Annotated in this window: 14 protein-coding genes and 2 pseudogenes; 8 read left to right on the top strand and 8 right to left on the bottom strand. The window is 69.9% G+C overall.

What is annotated here, in order from left to right:
- On the bottom strand, window positions 1-2,743 hold a 2,743-nt coding region (uvrA, locus tag VFO68_RS31630), incomplete at its 3' end, for an excinuclease ABC subunit UvrA (protein WP_325162089.1).
- Between the two features lie 229 nt (window positions 2,744-2,972).
- Between uvrA and VFO68_RS31625 the strand changes: the two are divergent.
- A pseudogene (locus VFO68_RS31625) lies at window positions 2,973-3,665 on the top strand (maleylpyruvate isomerase N-terminal domain-containing protein); the annotation flags it as partial.
- Here VFO68_RS31625 and VFO68_RS31620 read toward each other — a convergent pair.
- Window positions 3,629-4,900, bottom strand: a complete 1,272-nt coding sequence (locus tag VFO68_RS31620) for an acyltransferase (protein ID WP_325162088.1) — start codon at window positions 4,898-4,900, stop codon at window positions 3,629-3,631. The pseudogene VFO68_RS31625 and the gene VFO68_RS31620 overlap by 37 nt on opposite strands.
- Before the next feature lie 124 nt (window positions 4,901-5,024).
- Between VFO68_RS31620 and VFO68_RS31615 the strand changes: the two genes are divergently transcribed.
- From VFO68_RS31615 to VFO68_RS31600, 4 genes and pseudogenes are all read left to right on the top strand, one after another.
- A complete protein-coding gene (locus VFO68_RS31615) occupies window positions 5,025-5,702 on the top strand; it encodes an MBL fold metallo-hydrolase (RefSeq protein ID WP_325162087.1) in 678 nt (225 codons plus the stop codon).
- A gap of 240 nt (window positions 5,703-5,942) precedes the next feature.
- On the top strand, window positions 5,943-6,146 hold the full coding sequence (locus tag VFO68_RS31610) for a cold-shock protein (RefSeq protein WP_325162086.1): 204 nt from the start codon (window positions 5,943-5,945) through the stop codon (window positions 6,144-6,146).
- A gap of 107 nt (window positions 6,147-6,253) precedes the next feature.
- A pseudogene (locus VFO68_RS31605) lies at window positions 6,254-6,436 on the top strand (MBL fold metallo-hydrolase); the annotation flags it as partial.
- A gap of 255 nt (window positions 6,437-6,691) precedes the next feature.
- On the top strand, window positions 6,692-7,282 hold the full coding sequence (locus VFO68_RS31600; protein WP_325162085.1) for an RICIN domain-containing protein: 591 nt from the start codon (window positions 6,692-6,694) through the stop codon (window positions 7,280-7,282).
- A gap of 56 nt (window positions 7,283-7,338) precedes the next feature.
- On the opposite strand, the gene VFO68_RS31595 is transcribed toward VFO68_RS31600, so the two are convergent.
- Window positions 7,339-8,004, bottom strand: coding sequence for a hypothetical protein (locus tag VFO68_RS31595; protein WP_325162084.1), 666 nt, complete (start codon window positions 8,002-8,004; stop codon window positions 7,339-7,341).
- A gap of 215 nt (window positions 8,005-8,219) precedes the next feature.
- On the opposite strand from VFO68_RS31595, the gene VFO68_RS31590 reads away from it, so the two are divergent.
- Window positions 8,220-8,594 (top strand): FKBP-type peptidyl-prolyl cis-trans isomerase, encoded by a 375-nt coding sequence (locus tag VFO68_RS31590; protein ID WP_325162083.1) that lies wholly within the window; start codon window positions 8,220-8,222, stop codon window positions 8,592-8,594.
- A gap of 2 nt (window positions 8,595-8,596) precedes the next feature.
- Here the strand turns inward: VFO68_RS31590 and VFO68_RS31585 are convergent, their stop codons facing one another.
- From VFO68_RS31585 to VFO68_RS31575, 3 genes are read right to left on the bottom strand one after another with little or no spacing between them, the layout of a single operon-like run.
- Window positions 8,597-9,451: a fructosamine kinase family protein gene (locus VFO68_RS31585; protein WP_325162082.1), complete on the bottom strand. Its 855-nt coding sequence runs from the start codon at window positions 9,449-9,451 to the stop codon at window positions 8,597-8,599.
- Window positions 9,448-9,945 (bottom strand): low molecular weight protein-tyrosine-phosphatase, encoded by a 498-nt coding sequence (locus tag VFO68_RS31580; RefSeq protein WP_325162081.1) that lies wholly within the window; start codon window positions 9,943-9,945, stop codon window positions 9,448-9,450. The genes VFO68_RS31585 and VFO68_RS31580 overlap by 4 nt, the downstream gene beginning before the upstream one ends.
- The gene (locus VFO68_RS31575) at window positions 9,938-10,669 is read right to left on the bottom strand and encodes an alpha/beta fold hydrolase (RefSeq protein ID WP_325162080.1); all 732 of its coding nucleotides are present in this window, start codon (window positions 10,667-10,669) and stop codon (window positions 9,938-9,940) included. Before VFO68_RS31575 ends, VFO68_RS31580 begins: the two co-directional genes overlap by 8 nt.
- 19 nt (window positions 10,670-10,688) lie before the next feature.
- Here VFO68_RS31575 and VFO68_RS31570 point away from each other — a divergent pair, with 19 nt between their 5' ends.
- Entirely contained in the window at window positions 10,689-12,002 is a 1,314-nt protein-coding gene (locus VFO68_RS31570) for a cytochrome P450 (protein WP_325162079.1), read from the top strand.
- Here the strand turns inward: VFO68_RS31570 and VFO68_RS31565 are convergent, their stop codons facing one another.
- On the bottom strand, window positions 12,003-12,548 hold the full coding sequence (locus tag VFO68_RS31565) for a hypothetical protein (protein WP_325162078.1): 546 nt from the start codon (window positions 12,546-12,548) through the stop codon (window positions 12,003-12,005).
- A 256-nt stretch (window positions 12,549-12,804) separates the two neighbouring features.
- On the opposite strand from VFO68_RS31565, the gene VFO68_RS31560 reads away from it, so the two are divergent.
- Window positions 12,805-13,299: an AMIN-like domain-containing (lipo)protein gene (locus VFO68_RS31560; protein WP_325162077.1), complete on the top strand. Its 495-nt coding sequence runs from the start codon at window positions 12,805-12,807 to the stop codon at window positions 13,297-13,299.
- A 25-nt stretch (window positions 13,300-13,324) separates the two neighbouring features.
- Here the strand turns inward: VFO68_RS31560 and VFO68_RS31555 are convergent.
- A partial coding sequence (locus tag VFO68_RS31555; RefSeq protein ID WP_325162076.1) for a beta-propeller domain-containing protein occupies window positions 13,325-14,461 on the bottom strand: 1,137 nt, incomplete at its 5' end.

Raw genomic sequence — 14,461 nt, 5'->3', positions numbered from 1 at the left:
CGAGGTCGATCACCCAGTCCGCGCTCTTGATCACGTCCAGGTTGTGCTCGATGACGATCACCGTGTTGCCCTTGTCCACCAGGCCACCGATCACGCCGAGCAGCTTGCGGATGTCCTCGAAGTGCAGACCGGTGGTCGGCTCGTCCAGGACGTAGACCGTCTTTCCGGTGGAGCGCTTCTGCAGCTCGGAGGCCAGCTTCACGCGCTGCGCCTCGCCGCCGGACAGCGTCGGCGCCGGCTGGCCCAGCCGCACGTAGCCGAGCCCCACGTCGACCAGGGTCTTCAGGTGCCGGTGGATCGCGCGGATCGGCTCGAAGAAGCCCTCCGCCTCCTCGATCGGCATGTCGAGGACCTCGGAGATCGTCTTGCCCTTGTAGTGCACCTCCAGGGTCTCCCGGTTGTACCGGGCGCCCTTGCACACCTCGCACGGCACGTACACGTCCGGCAGGAAGTTCATCTCGATCTTGATGGTGCCGTCGCCGGCGCAGGCCTCACACCGGCCGCCCTTGACGTTGAACGAGAACCGGCCCGGCTGGTAGCCGCGAACCTTCGCCTCCGTGGTGGCCGCGAAGAGCTTGCGGATGTTGTCGAACACACCGGTGTAGGTGGCCGGGTTGGACCGGGGTGTGCGGCCGATCGGCGACTGGTCGACCCGGACCAGCTTGTCCACCTTGTCCAGTCCGCGCACCCGGGTGTGCCGGCCGGGCACCTGGCGGGCGCCGTTGAGCTTGTTCGCCAGCACGGTGGCCAGAATGTCGTTGACCAGGGTGGACTTGCCGGAGCCACTCACCCCCGTGACCGAGACCAGGCAACCGAGCGGGAACGACACGTCGATCCCGCGCAGGTTGTGCTCCCGGGCGCCGACCACGGTCAGCTGGCGGCGGCTGTCCACCGCCCGGCGCATCAGCGGAACCGGAATCTCCTCGCGCCGGGACAGGTACGCCCCGGTCAGCGACCGCTTGTTGCGCAGCAACTCCTTGAAGGAACCGCTGTGCACGATCTCGCCGCCGTGCTCCCCCGCGCCGGGGCCGATGTCGACGACCCAGTCGGCGGTACGGATGGTCTCCTCGTCGTGCTCCACCACGATCAGCGTGTTGCCCAGGTCGCGCAGCCGGGTCAGCGTCTCGATCAGCCGGTGGTTGTCCCGCTGGTGCAGGCCGATCGACGGCTCGTCCAGCACGTAGAGGACGCCGACCAGACCGGAGCCGATCTGCGTGGCCAGCCGGATCCGCTGCGCCTCGCCCCCGGACAGCGTCGCCGAGGCCCGGTCCAGCGACAGATAGTCCAGCCCGACGTCGAGCAGGAACCGCAGCCGGGCCTGGATCTCCTTGAGGACCGCGCCGGCGATCATCTTCTCCCGGTGGCCGAGGGACAGGCCGTCCAGGAACTCCGCGCATTCCCGCACGCTCAGCGCGCAGATCTCGGCGATCGACCGGGCGCCGTGCACGGCGTGCTCGAGCGTGACGGCCAGGATCTCGGCCTTGAGCCGGGTGCCCTGACACGCGGGACAGGGCACCTCGCGCATGTACCCCTCGTACTTCTCCCGCGCGTACTCCGACTCGGTGGTCTCCAGCCGGCGCTCCAGGAACGGGATGACGCCCTCGAAGGCGGCGTAGTACGAGCGCTCCCGGCCGTAGCGGTTCTTGTAGCGGACGTGGACCTGCTCGTCGATGCCGTGCAGCACGGCCTTCTGCGCCTTGGCCGACAGCCGGCGCCAGGGCACGTCCGTCCGGAAGCCGACGGCCTCACCCAGCGAGGTCAGCAGCCGTTCGAAGTACTCGGCGGTCTGCCCGACCGCCCACGGTGCGATCGCGCCGTCGGCGAGGGACAGCTCGTCGTCGGGCACCACGAGCTCGGGGTCGACCTCCTTCTTCACCCCGATGCCGGTGCACACCGGGCAGGCGCCGTAGGGCGAGTTGAACGAGAAGGACCGCGGCTCCAGATCCTCGATGGCCAGCGGATGGCCGTTCGGACAGGCCAGGTTCTCGGAGAAGCCGCGGATCCGCTGCGGGTCGTGCTCGGGCAGGTCGACGAACTCCAGCTCGACCAGGCCGTCGGCGAGCCGCAGCGCGGTCTCCACCGAGTCGGTGAGCCGCTGCTTGGCGCTGGCCTTGACCGTCAGCCGGTCGATGACCACCGCGATCTCGTGCTTCTCCTGCTTCTTCAGCTTGGGCGGGTCGGACAGCGAGTGCACCGTGCCGTCCACCCGGGCCCGGGAGTAGCCCTGGGACTGGAGCTGGGCGAACAGGTCGACGTACTCCCCCTTGCGGCCGCGCACGACCGGCGCCAGCACCTGGAAGCGGACGCCGGACTCCATGGCCAGCACCTGGTCGACGATCTGCTGCGGGGTCTGCTTGCTGATCGCCTCGCCGCACAGCGGGCAGTGCGGCTTGCCGGCCCGGGCGAACAGCAACCGCAGGTAGTCGTAGACCTCGGTGATGGTGCCCACGGTGGACCGGGGGTTACGGCTGGTGGACTTCTGGTCGATCGACACCGCGGGCGAGAGCCCCTCGATGAAGTCGACGTCCGGTTTGTCCATCTGGCCGAGGAACTGCCGGGCATAAGCGGACAACGACTCGACGTAGCGTCGCTGCCCCTCGGCGAAGATCGTGTCGAAGGCGAGGCTCGACTTGCCCGACCCGGACAGCCCGGTGAAGACCACGAGGCTGTTGCGGGGCAGGTCGAGGTCGACACCGCGCAGGTTGTGCTCCCGCGCACCGCGGACGACGAGGCGCTCGGCCACTGCGTTCCCTTCGATCGTGCCCGTTGGCTGTGCTCGCGCAGCCGGAGGATGCCGCCCAAGCGGCCGCGCCCATGCTAGGTGGGCCCACCGACAATTTTCGTCGAGTGCCCGACCCGCGACCGGCTCGCACCCTCCGAGCGGTTTCGGTCGTGAGCAAATCCGCCTAGGCTGTCCGAATCCCAACCCAAGCCTTGACCACTTTCACGACCGATCACGCGGGGATGTCGGTATGACCGGATCAAGCACCTCACCGGGGACGTCGGTGAAGCACGACACCGTGCCCTCTCAGCGTAGCTCTGCCGAGCGTTCGGCTTTGGAGCGCGCCAGGAACGGGCTGGAGGCCGTGCGGCTGGCCACCGAACGGCTCTACGGCGAGGTCACCCGGCTGGATGACCGGGAGTTCACCCGGCCGAGCCTGCTGCCCGGCTGGAGCCGGGCACACGTGGTGACTCACCTGGCGCGCAATGCCGACGCCTGTGTGAACCTGCTCACCTGGGCGAGAACCGGAATCGAACACCCGATGTACGCGAGCCGGGCGGACCGGGACGCCGACATCGAAGAGGGCGCCAAGCGGATGGCCCAGATCATCCGCGAGGACCTGCTGGCGGCGTGCACCCGGCTGCAGGCCGCGGCCGACCGCCTGACCGGGCAGGACTGGCTGGTGCCGGTGGCGCACCGGACCGGGCGGGTGTTCCCGGCCGGCGACGTGCCCTGGCTGCGGCTGTTCGAGGTGTGGGTCCACCTGGTCGACCTCGACGTCGGCGTCGGCTTCACCGACATCCCGGACAACCATCTGACGCCGGTGCTGCAGAGCGCGGTCTACCCGCACATCCAGCGGGTCGACGGCGCCCGGCTGCCCATCCGCGCGGAGTTGCCCGGCGGCGCTCAGCGCAAGTGGGAGATCCGCGCGCCGGTCGCCGCCAGTAGCTCCGGCGAGATCAGCGGGCCGGCTCCGGCGATGGTGGCCTGGCTGGCCGGCCGGGGCAGCGGCACCGGGCTGGCCGGCGACCCGCCGGTCCTGACCGCCTGGGGCTGAGCCGAAGTCAGCCGCCGGTGCGCCGGGCGCTCCACATACCGGGTCATCAGCCAACCCAGCAGGATCACCGCGCCGACGCACACGACGATGCGCTCCACCGGTCCGACACCCGCGTCCACCAGCACCCGGGCCACCACGAACCCGAGTTCCTGGTTGACCAGGTAGAGGCCGTAGGAGATGCCGCCCAGCCAGGTGATGACCGGTGCGAGCCGGTGCAGCGGCCCCACCTTCCAGTCCGGGCCGCCGGCGGCCGCGACGACGGCCAGCAGGATCACGCCGAACGCGATGGTCGACGGGGTGTCGGTGAAGCGCGCGTGCGCGTCCTGCGCGACCAGCACGGCGAGCAGGTAGGCGCCCAGGTGCCGGCCACTGAGCCGGTGCGCGGTCCACAGCCAGATCGCCACCCCCGCGCCGAACAGCGCCACCCGGTGCAGAGCGAGACCGTCGAACACCGACTTGATCCACTGGCTGGCGTCGTCACCCCGCAAGGTGAACCTGACGACCACCGGGACGATCACCAGCGTCCACAGCAACGCGGGCAGCCGGGCGCCGCCCCACCCGAACCGCCGCCACAGCATCGCGGCCGCGACGAACGCCATGACCTGTGCCGGCAGCGTCCAGTAGGAGGCGTCGATCCAGTGCAGGTCCGGGGACCAGGCCTGGACCATGAGCAGGTTGCCGACCAGGTCCGGCAGATCGGGCAGGTACCACGGGAAGGCGGTCGGACCGGCGACGGCGCTCGGGTCGCCGAACAGGAGGCTGATCGGGCCGTCGAACCGCAGATGGTTGAAGGCGGCCACGGCGAGCCTGGTCACCGCGTAGGTCGCCAGCACGGCCACGAAATAGGCGGGCAGCACCCGGGCCAGCCGGTTCCGCAGCCATTGCCGGGTGTTCCCCCTACGAACAGTGACGCACACGAAATAGGCCGAGATGACCATGAGGGTGCTCGCGCCGAACTGCAGCGGAAGGGTCACCGGGTAGGGCCCGAGTTCCGGGTGGTTGATCGGCGCCTGGTGCGTGACGTGCTGAAACACGACGGAGCAGACGGCGACTACGCGGAGGATGTCCCAGCTCAGACGCCGCTGGGAGCGCTTTTTCTCGATCGATTCTGAGTTCGGCACGAGCTCGCAATGGGGTCGGGGGCACTGGATTTCGGTCGCTCTCAGCTACCTACTCTAAGACGGGAACCTGTGATCCCGCTGAACGGCTGGAGCCCGGCCGCCCCGACCACTAGCGTCAGCCAGCGTGAACGTTCTCGAGGACTACTCCGGCCACGTCGAGCCGGGCGGACCCGCCAGCCGGCGCACCCTGACCGACCTGACCATCACCAAGCTGTCGGTCGGGCCGATGGACAACAACGCCTATCTGCTGGTCTGCCGGGCCACCGGCGAGGCATTGTTGATCGACGCCGCCGCCGACCCCGAGCGCCTGTCCGACCTGATCGGGCACGACGACAACCGGCCCACCCTGCGCACCATCGTCACCACCCACCAGCACCCCGACCACTGGCAGGCCCTCGGCGCCATCGCCGGCGCCTACGGCGCCAACACCGTCGCCCACCCCGACGACGCCGGCCCGCTTCCCGTGCCCCCCGACTCCCTGGTCAACCACGGCGACACCATCACGGTCGGCAACGCGACCCTCGAGATCATCCACCTCCGGGGGCACACCCCCGGCTCCATCGCCCTGCTCTACCGCGATCCCGGCGGCCATCCCCACCTCTTCACCGGCGACTCCCTGTTCCCCGGCGGCGTAGGGAAAACCACGTCTCCGGAGAACTTCACCTCGCTGATCGACGACGTCTCGTCGCGGGTGTTCGACCAGCTGCCGGACGACACCTGGTTCTATCCCGGTCACGGGGACGACTCCACGCTCGGCGTGGAACGGCCGAAGGTCGCCGAATGGCGCGCGCGGGGTTGGTGAGTCCATCACGGCGGTCTGCTGAGCTTGCCCCGTTCGCTGGACACCTGGCTGCGCGGCAGGCTGTGTCGCGTGCTACGGTGGCCGTGGATGTTAGTTTTGTGTACGTGTTTGCGCGCGCTCGCGAAACATTGTCGCGGGTTTTTGTATTTCCTCCAGGTTTGGTCGGAGTCGATCCCGTCACAGACACCCGGTTCGCCGCACCAGCGGCGTTCCGTACACGCCACCTGTCGAGGAGACAACATGGCTCAGGGCACCGTTAAGTGGTTCAATTCCGAAAAGGGCTTCGGCTTCATCGCGCCTGACGACGGCGGCGCCGACGTGTTCGCGCACTATTCGGAGATCCAGGGCGGCGGCTTCAAGTCGCTCGAGGAGAACCAGCGCGTGCAGTTCGAGGTCGGCCAAGGCCAGAAGGGCCCGCAGGCCACCGGCATCACCATCGTCTGACCTGGCATAGCACAACACGCAGGGTCTCGCTCGCACAGAGCGAGACCCTGTCGCGTTTTCACGACCGCTGCGGAGACGGCGCCACGCTCGGTTTCACCCGTCAGTGTGATTCGCTGTTCCCCGGCGGCGTCGGGAAAACCACATCTCCGGAGAACTTCACCTCGCTGGTCGACGACGTGTCCTCGCGCCTGTTCGACGAGCTCCCGGACGACACCTGGTTCTACCCCGGCCACGGCGACGACTCGACGCTCGGCGAACAGCGCCCGCACTGTGTGCTGCGCCGAACCTGAACCGCACTCCGAACCGGGCGCTACGCACAGTTTGCGCAACGGCACCCGGACTGCGCCTGTTGGGAACTTGCGTGCTGGAAACGGGAACTTGCGGGGACAATCGACTACTAGTGACGATCGTCATTCACACGTTAGTGGTGACACTTTTCGGTGCATCTCGGCCGCCCTTCTTGTAGGCGTTCCGGGTCCCCCACCACGATTAGTCCGCCGGCACAGAAGGGTGCCGGTAATCGCGACCGAAGATGGAGAAGTTCGATGGCAGTGCGATTCTCTGCTTCACCCGCCCCCAAGTCCCGGCGCCGGAATGCCTCGATCATCGCGATCGGTGCGATGGCCGCGGTGGCCGCTCTGGTAGCCACGCCAGGACTGGCGACGGCGTCCCCACCGTCACGGTCCGCGACCGAACCCGCCAGTACGACGGCGTTGGCTCCCCAGTTCCATACCGCGACCGCCCAGCACAGCAACAAATGTCTCGACGTGAGCGGAGCCAGCCTCGCGGACGGCGCCCAGCTCATTCAGTGGCCATGCAACGGCCAAGCCAACCAGGATTTCATTCTGGTGCCGACCGGAGGCGGATATCACTTCGTCATCGCCCGGCACAGTGGACAGTGCCTTGATGTGCGCGGTGGGAGCCTGGCGAACGGCGCCCAGATCATTCAGTGGCCGTGCCACGGCGGCGCCAACCAGCAATGGCGCCGGCAGAATATTGGCGCCGTCTCCCTGCTGATCGCCCGGCACAGCAATAAATGCGTGTTCGTGAGCGGCGCCAGCCACGCGAACGGCGCTCAGATCGTGCAGTGGTCGTGCCTGTTCGCCGCGCTGGCCCAGCGGTGGCGCATCAGCTGAGACGAGCAATTCCGATGGCCGGGAAACGTGCTGTTTCCCGGCCATCGCCGTCCGTATCAGGGCGTCGCCTCCAGCACGTGGCCGTTGCCGTTGCCGTTGAGCGCGGCGACCGCGCCGACCTGGACGGCCGGGGTCGGACCGGCCGCGCGAATCGCACTGCCCAGCTGGGAGGCGGTGGTCTCGGCCGTCCAGCGATGCCGCAGCTCGAGCAGCCGGACGCCGATCAGCTCGAGGGCCGAACCGGCCGGTTCGAGCACCCGCCGCTCGACCTCGGCGTGGTCGACCCGGTCTGGGGTTACATCCGCGGTCTTGAGGGTGTGCCAGAGCAATGAGGTGCACAGGGTGCGCAGGTACTCGTCCGGGTCCTGGTGGCCGTACCAGGACTGGTAGAGCAGGTCGGGGTTGACCACGAAGGTGATGGAGTAATGGGTGTCCCAGGTCTGCTCGGCCCGGGGTACCTGCACGTTGAGCTGCCAGGTCTGTGGCAGGGCCGACCGCTTGAGGACCCCGCCGACGAACGGCACGTGGAACGCCCAGCCAGGCTTGATCGGGGTGGCGTTGCGGCGGACCCGCCCGCGCAGGTGACGCAGACCCAGTTCGTCCTGGTTGACGTACTTGACGCTCTTGGCCAGCAGCACGACGCCCGCGGCGACGAAAACCACGTACTTGAGCCAGCCGACAGAGTCCAGGACCTGATCAACGAAGGGCACGCTGCTCAACATGATCGATCACCTCACTCAGCCCGACCGCCAGCCCGAGCTCGGGTCAAACCGGACAAGGCGGCATGGCCCGATTGTGAGTCGCTGGAACCGGAATTTCTATACCCCTAAGTCCCGATCTATTCCGGCTCGAGGCAACTGTCGGTCCGCGCACCAACCACGATGGTCACGCACAGTGCCCGACTAATGTGGTGGACCTAGCCAAGACAGGAGACCGCATGGCACTCGAGAAGCCCGGCGTCGCCCCCGGGGACGGCGCACCACCGACCGACCTCGTCATCGAGGACATCTCCGTCGGGGAGGGTCCCGAGGCCAGGCCCGGCCAGACCGTCACCGTGCACTACGTCGGCGTCTCGCACGCGTCCGGCAAGGAGTTCGACGCGTCGTGGAACCGCGGCCAGCCGTTCGAGTTTCCGCTCGGTGGCGGTCGGGTCATCGCCGGGTGGGACCAGGGCGTCGCCGGCATGAAGGTCGGCGGCCGGCGCCGGCTGGTCATCCCGCCGCACCTGGCCTATGGCGAGCGCGGCGCGGGCGGGGTCATCAAGCCCGGTGAGACGCTGATCTTCGTCGTCGACCTGCTCGGGGTGAACTGACCTCAGCCGGCCAGTGCCCGGCGGGCCGCCGCGACGGTCTGGCCGGCGTACCCGCCGCCGAACAGCACCGTGTGCACCAGCAGCGGAAACAACTGGTGCAACGGCACGCGGTCCCGCCAGCCAGCGGCCAGCGGGGCGGCCTCGTCGTAGGCGGCCAGGATCCGGTCCAGGTGCGGGCAGCCGAACAGGGCGAGCATCGCCAGATCGGTCTCCCGGTGACCGCCGTGCGCGGCCGGGTCGATCAGCCAGACCCCGTCCGGCGCCCAGAGCACGTTTCCGGCCCACAGGTCCCCGTGCAGCCGGGCGGGCGGCTCGGGCGGCCCGGCCAGGTCGCCGATCCGGTCACACACCCGCTCGAGGACAGCAGCGGCCGTCCGGTCGAACGAGCCGGCGGTCACCGCCTGCCGCAGGTAGGGCCGGATCCGGTGGCCGGCGTACCAGGACGGCCAGGACGCGCCCGGCTCGTTGCGCATCCGGGCGGCGCCGATCCAGGCGTCCACCGGGCCGCCGGGCGGGCCGGCGCCGAACGCGGGGGTCCCGCGCCGGTGCAGGGCGGCCAGCGCCCGGCCGAACTCCTCGGCCGCGCGCGGACCGGCCCGGCCGTCCGGGACCCGTTCCATGACCACCCAGGTGTCGTCCGAGCCGAGCACTGCCGGCAGCCGCACCGGGCTCGGGTCCTCGGCCAGCCAGCGCAGCGAGGCGACCTCGGCGGCGGCGGCGCTGGGCTCGGCGTGCCGCTTCGCCACCACCGCGGTCCCGTCCGCCAGGTCGGCGGCGAACACCCCGGCGCCGATCGGCCGGACCGCGGCCACCGCGCGCCCGGTCAGCCGGGTCACCGCCGACGGAGCGCCGGTCACGAGTCGAGTTGGTGCCGGACCCAGTCGAGCAGGCCGGGGACCCCCGCCTCGATCATCGCGAGCACCTCGACGAAGCCGTCCCGGACGCCGTAGTACGGGTCGGGAACATCCAGGTCCCCGTTGGCCGCCGGATCGAACGAGCGGAACAGCCGGACCCGGTCCGGGTCGCCGCCGTGCCGGTCGAGCAGGCGGCGCAGCGCGTGCTCGTGCCCGGTGTCCATCGCGACCAGCAGGTCCGCGTCCAGGTGTCGCTCGTCCACCTGCGCGGCAACGTGGTGGGTCGGGTAGCCGCGATCGGCCAGGGTCCGGGCCGCACGCGGGTCGGCCGGGTCGCCGATGTGCCAGGACCCGGTCCCGGCGCTGGTCACCCGCACCGCTCCCGCCAGGTCCGCCCGGCGCAGCTGCTCCTCGAACACCAGCGCCGCCATCGGTGACCGGCAGATGTTGCCGGTGCACACGAAGCAGACATGCAGTGCCGGACCGGGCTCAGTCATGGAGCCGGTCCAGGATCGGCAGCAGCGCGGCAGGGTCCTCGACGTGCGCGTTGTGACCGAGGCCCGGCAGCACCACCGGGTCGGGGCGCAGCTCGCGCAGGTGGTCCTCGGGGGACATCGGGTCGTCGGCACCGGCCGCGAGGATCACCTTCGCGCGGCAGGCGGCGAGCAGACCGGCCATGTCGGGAGCACCGACCGCGAACGCGGCCGGGTCGAGGGCGAGCCGCCACCCGCCGTCGACCTCCCGGATGGCGTCGTCCACCAGCGGGGCGTCCGGCGGCACCAGCCCGGTCAGCCCGGCCACCCGCAGCGCGCGGTCGGCGGCTTCGGCCCGGGTGGCGAACACCCGGTTGGGCCGGGCGGCCAGTTCGGTCGCCCGGACGAGCTCCTCGCCCGTCCAACGGACCTTGATCCCCAGACCGCAGACGGCCGTGACCGCGACGCCGAACCATCCGCTGCCCAGGGCCAGACCGACGGCGCCGCCGAGCGAGTGGCCGAGCACGACCAGCGGCCGTCCCGGCGGCAGGTCCTCGGCCACCTCGGCGGCCAGCGCGCCGAAGGAGTAGCGGTGCAGCGGGCCGGAGAACCCGTGCCCGGGCAGGTCGTGCGCGAGCCACTCCCCCGGCCAGCGCCCCGGTAGCAGGTCGGCCAGCCCGTCCCACACCTTGCTGTTCGCACCCAGACCGTGCAGCAGCACCAACAACGGCTCAGAGTTCCCGCTCACGGTGGGATCATTCCCTACCGTGGGCAGCGACGCCGAAACGATCGTCAACCCGGACACGTACGTCCACGGCGTTCCGTACGAGGCGCTCGCCCGGCTGCGGCAGGACTCCCCCGTCGTGTGGATGGCCGAGCCGGCGGTCGACGCCTGGCCGGCCGGGCCCGGCTTCTGGGCGGTGCTGCGGCACGCCGAGGTGCGGCAGGTGCTGCGCAACCCGCGGGTGTTCTCCTCCCAACTCGGCGCCACCCAGATCCGCGACCCGGCCACCCCGGCGACGCTCGCCTACGTGCGCCGGATGATGCTCAACCTCGATCCGCCCGAGCACGCCCGGCTGCGCGGCCTGCTCACCCGGGCGTTCACCCCGCGCACGATCGCCGGGCTGGAGGCGCGGATCGGCACCTGGGCGCGCGACCTGGTCGCCGCGGTGGCCGACCGCGGCGAGTGCGACTTCGCCAAGGACGTGGCCGCCGACCTGCCGCTGCTGACCCTCGCCGAGGTGTTCGGGGTGCCGGCCGCGGACCGGTGGCTGATGTTCGACTGGAGCAACCGGGTGATCGGCTACCAGGATCCGGACTACGCGACGAGCGCGCGGGCGGACGCGACCGGGTCCACGCCGATGGCCGGACGGGCGCTGGCGTTGCGCCCGGTGCCGGACGCCGCCGGCCGGATGCCGGACCCGCGGACCCGGGAGGGCATGCCGGATCTCTACGCCTACGCGGGCGAGTTGGGCGAGTACAAGCGGCGCCATCCCGGCGACGACGTGATGAGCAACCTGATGCGGCACGTCGAGGCCGGCGGAGGCCGGGTCGCCATCGAGGAGTTCGAGAACCTGTTCTGGCTGTTCTCGGTGGCGGGCAACGAAACCCTGCGCAACGGGCTGCCCGGCGGCCTGCTGGCCCTGATGTCCCGTGTGGACTCGATGCGGGCGCTGCGGGCGGACCGCTCGCTGCTGCCCGGCGCGGTCGAGGAGATGCTGCGCTGGTGGACGCCGGTGATGCACTTTCGCCGCACGGCCACCGAGGACACCCGGCTGGGCGGGGTGCGGGTCGCGGCCGGGGACAAGGTGGTGGTCTGGTTCTCGGCGGCCAACCGGGATCCGGAGGTGTTCGACGACCCGGACGCGTTCCGGATCACCCGCGCCCCCAACGACCACCTCAGCTTCGGGCACGGCCCGCACTTCTGCCTCGGCGCACACCTGGCCAGGGTGCAGATGCGGGCCATGTTCGCCGCCGTGCTCGACCTGCTGGGCGAGGTCGAGCCGGCGGGCGAACCGGTGCGGCTGCGGTCCAACTTCCAGAACGGGATCAAGAGCCTCCCGATCCGGTGGCGGACCTGATCAGCAACCGCCGCAGTTGTAGTAGGTGATGTCCCAGTGGTTGCCTTCCTTGTAGTAGATGTTGCCGGCGGCCGAGCGCCACTTGCTGCCGCCGATCGAGGTGAAGGTGCCCTGGATGTAGCCGTTGAGGCAGCTGCTCAGGCTGGTGTCCAGCTTGTAGCCGTTCCAGTGGCTGTAGGTGCCGCTGGCGTGGCCGGTCTCGGTGCCGCCGGTGACGTTGATCGCGCAGCCACTGGCCGACTTGAGGGTCCGGATGCCTTCGATCGTGGCCGAGTTGACCTGCTCGAACGAGGTGCAGGTCGGGTTGTTGCGGTTGCTGCAGCCGCCACTGGACGACCAGGTGATGTTCGACGAGCGCAGTCGCGCGGTGGCGGTCGCGTGGCTGATCTTGGTGACCAGCACCGTGACGTCGCCGGGCGCGTTGCCGTCGAAGACGGGGTCGTTCTCCTTGTCCTTGACCGAGGCCTGGGCCGTGACGGTGGCCAGGACCAGGGCGACAGCCGAGATCATGACCGCGACGAGCGTCCGTAACAGGGCAATCCGCATGGATCGTTTCCTTCCCGGGGTTGCAGGGAGTTACCAGGGATGACGATTCCGGTAGCGTAATAGTCACTAACCAGATGACCAAGCCTTCTGAGCGGAAACTTTCCAACGACAAGCGCCACGCATAGCCCCGGTGCTGTGCGTTTGTCACGAATCCGCTGGTCTCCAGCCCGCACAGGCAACCGTGTGGCCATCGGAACGTCTCGACTAGCAACCCGGCGCTGGGAACCGAAAGCACTACTCCCGGCAGGAGGTCGAGATGACCACCCCGTTGAGACGCGGGTTGACCGCGCTCTGTTCGATCGCGATCGTGCTGTTCGGCGCGATCGTCGCCGCCGCACCGGCATCGTCGGCGGCCCAACCCTCCGTTCCGGTGCTGACCAACATCCGCACCGGACTGAACACCGGATTCGACCGGATCGTGCTGGACATGTCCGGCCCGCCGCCGAGCGTGAGCTACCGGCTGGTGGACGAGCTGATCGCGGACGGGTCCGGCGACATCGTCTGGCTCACCGGCGAGTTCTTCGTCGAGGTGGTCGCCACGCCGGCGGCCGCGCACGACCTGAACGGCAACCCGACCTACACCGGATCGCAGAAGTTCCGCACCCGCAACCTGCGCAACGTCATGGCGGTCGCCGTCACCGGCGACTTCGAGGCGCACCTGTCGATCGGGCTCGGCACGCGGACCCGGACGTGGGTGCGGGTGTCCACGCTCACCGCACCCACCCGGGTCGTCGTCGACGTCGGTCACTGACGTCGGCCACCGACCGCGAACCGGCTCAGCCGAAGGGAATCCAGGCCCGCTGAGCCAACCGCTCGAGGTCGTTGACCAACGCACCGGACCCGGACACCGTCCACAGCTCGTCGCCGATCACGGCGGCACGGCGCACGGTGGCGTCCGGGTACCGGTCGCGGTCCGTCGGATGAGTGATCAGGCCCAGCTCGGTGAAGCTGTCCCCGGCCAGCCGCAGCACCAGCGCGCCACCCATCGCGGGCTGACCGGTGCCGTCGTCGAACCTGGCGCTCATCACGGGCACCACCACGAGCCCTTTGTCCGGCCAGTACAGGAAAGCATGCGGATCGGCCTCCACTTCGGACGATCCGCCGGGTAGCTGGTACTGGGCGAGCCGGCGGGCACTGCTGAGGTTTCCGGTGTCGAACAGGGACACCTGGGTGCCGGTCTGCCGGCCCCGCTCGGTCGCCTCCTGCCCGACGCCGATCAGCCGGCCGGGCCCGGCGTCGTGCAGGTAGGCGGAGTATCCGGTGATCTTCAGCTCGCCGGTCACCCGGGGTTGGGCCGGGTTGGACAGGTCCACTGTGTACAGCGGGTCGGTCTGCCGGAAGGTGACGACGTACCCGACCGGCCCGAGGAACCGCACCGCGTAGATCCGTTCCCCCACACCGAGTCCGCCGACCCGGCCGACCTGGACCAGTTCGTCGCCCCGCCGGTTCAGCACGGTGACCATGCTCTCGGTCTTGCCGGCCTGCTGACCGGTCGTGGTGGCGAGCCGCAACTGCCCGGCGTACTCGGACAGCGAATACTGGTTGAGCAGGGCGCCGTCCACCCCGCCGGAGGCCACGTAGACCGGTTTGCCCGGCGCGGAGACGTCGAACTGGTATACCTCGGTGCGCTGCTCGGCCGGCGCGAAGGACGGCCGCCGCGCCCCGCCGACCAAGCCGTGCGTGACGTGGTCGTCGGCGATGTAGAGGCTCTTTCCGGTGCCGTACACGGTATCCCCATCAGCCACAATGGACACCGCGTCCCCGGTGCCGAGCTCGCGGTTGAGATCGAAGGTGAGCACGGTGAGCATCGACGTGCCGCTGAACCGCTCCGGCCGACTCACCGCCGCACAGTCGACCAGCGTGCCGGACCGGCGCCCGGCGCCGCTGTCCAGCTCGTAGCGCGGCAGCCAACT

Origin of the sequence: Actinophytocola sp. (genome assembly GCF_035712165.1) — a bacterium.
GTDB lineage: Bacteria > Actinomycetota > Actinomycetes > Mycobacteriales > Pseudonocardiaceae > DASYTH01.
Note: the sequence above shows the minus strand (reverse complement) of the source record. Positions and strands in the feature narration are given on the sequence as shown.

Coding starts and splice junctions, on each gene's coding strand:
- VFO68_RS31595 (WP_325162084.1), bottom strand. CDS start 8,004: ATGTTGAGCAGCGTGCCCTTCGTTGATCAGGTCCTGGACTCTGTCGGC.
- VFO68_RS31600 (WP_325162085.1), top strand. CDS start 6,692: ATGGCAGTGCGATTCTCTGCTTCACCCGCCCCCAAGTCCCGGCGCCGG.
- VFO68_RS31580 (WP_325162081.1), bottom strand. CDS start 9,945: ATGACTGAGCCCGGTCCGGCACTGCATGTCTGCTTCGTGTGCACCGGC.
- VFO68_RS31610 (WP_325162086.1), top strand. CDS start 5,943: ATGGCTCAGGGCACCGTTAAGTGGTTCAATTCCGAAAAGGGCTTCGGC.
- VFO68_RS31560 (WP_325162077.1), top strand. CDS start 12,805: ATGACCACCCCGTTGAGACGCGGGTTGACCGCGCTCTGTTCGATCGCG.
- VFO68_RS31590 (WP_325162083.1), top strand. CDS start 8,220: ATGGCACTCGAGAAGCCCGGCGTCGCCCCCGGGGACGGCGCACCACCG.
- VFO68_RS31565 (WP_325162078.1), bottom strand. CDS start 12,548: ATGCGGATTGCCCTGTTACGGACGCTCGTCGCGGTCATGATCTCGGCT.